The organism is Holdemania sp. 1001095H_141210_F2 (genome assembly GCF_015558105.1).
Lineage (GTDB): Bacteria > Bacillota_I > Bacilli_A > Erysipelotrichales > Erysipelotrichaceae > Holdemania.
Genome location: NZ_JADNPO010000064.1, coordinates 1 through 1317, shown reverse-complemented (window position 1 = coordinate 1317; position 1317 = coordinate 1). Strand labels below are relative to the sequence as shown.

Genomic DNA, 1317 nt, shown 5'->3' with positions numbered 1-1317 from the left:
TCCGGTTGGGTCAAAGTACTTGTTCGGGTTGTTTCTGCCATAGTTATACCGGTTCTGACTTAACGGATCCTGCCAGTTGCCGCGATAGCCGTCGGCGCTGATAAACAACTCCGTCACTGTGTCATAATACCGTGCCCGCAGATACTGAGTCTCATCGCTGTTGTGCGCTTCCGAACGATATCCGTATTCATCGCTGCCGCTGGTGAATGGATTGTACTTCTTATCCCTTCTTCCATAATCGCTGTAGCTGTACGTCGATAAGATACTGTTGTATCCGCTTAACAAGATTGTAACGCTTCCTTGTCCGTCGTACAAATAGAAATCTTCGTTCGTACACAATCTTTCATTGCCATACCAGTACTTCGTTGCGGCCTTGTCCTGCGTCTTCACTAACACTACCGGATACTCCGCTAATTCGTCGTTCAGGTAATCAATCGTCGTTGTATTGCCCGTCACAGCCCGGGTTTGGACTTTATTCTCTGTCTGGTGCGTTTCCAGTGCTTCTGACGGGGTTTGCTTCAGCTGTTGGATAAATGTGTCAATGCTGTCAGAAAGTGCCGCTGGCGAGGTCTTAGCGACGGTATTCGTACGGTCTGCGGTCTGACGAATCCGGTTCCCCGCTCCATCATACGCATACGTTGTTACAGTTCCGTCGAAATCCTTCACGCTAATTAACTGGTTCAGCTTGTTGTATGTGTATTCCTTGACCGTGTTGTCGTCGCGGCCTTCCCGGATCCGGTTGCCATTGGCGTCATAAGCATAGGTAATATGATAAGTGCCATCATAATACGTCTTGATCCGGTTGAAGTCGTCATAAGTTGCCCGGTAGGTCACCTGTCCTTCCGTGACTTCCGTCTTGTTGCCGGTCAGCGTGATCACATACTCGGTCGTTGTGGTGCTGCTTCCCTGCTTTTTCACCGTTTTGATCAGCTCGTCGTTCTCATTGTAGCTGTAATCCTTGACCGTTGTCGTTCCATTCAGAATCTCTGTTTCCTGAATGACGCTGTTGATGTCGTTGTAGACGTACGTATAAGAACTCAGAGTCCGTGTGCCCAGCTTGGTCAGTTGGGTCAACAGGTTGCCGTTGTTGTCATAGCTCTTGGTGATGACGACGTTGTTGCACATCCACTCCTTGGTCATCCGTCCCAGCGCGTCATATTCATAGTTAGAATAATGTGAAGCGTTGACGGTTTTGGTCATTCTGCCGGACAGATCGTATTGGTAGCTGATCGACGTATTATCCGGATAGACAATCTTGGTACGGTTGCCATAGGCGTCATATTCATACTTGATCGTTTTGGCGTCCCGGACAACCTG

At 48.9% G+C, this 1317-nt stretch carries 1 protein-coding gene; it reads right to left on the bottom strand.

Annotated elements, in window-relative coordinates:
* Window positions 1-1317 (bottom strand): hypothetical protein (locus tag I2G61_RS16250; RefSeq protein WP_195548476.1); only part of this gene is annotated, 1317 nt, incomplete at both ends.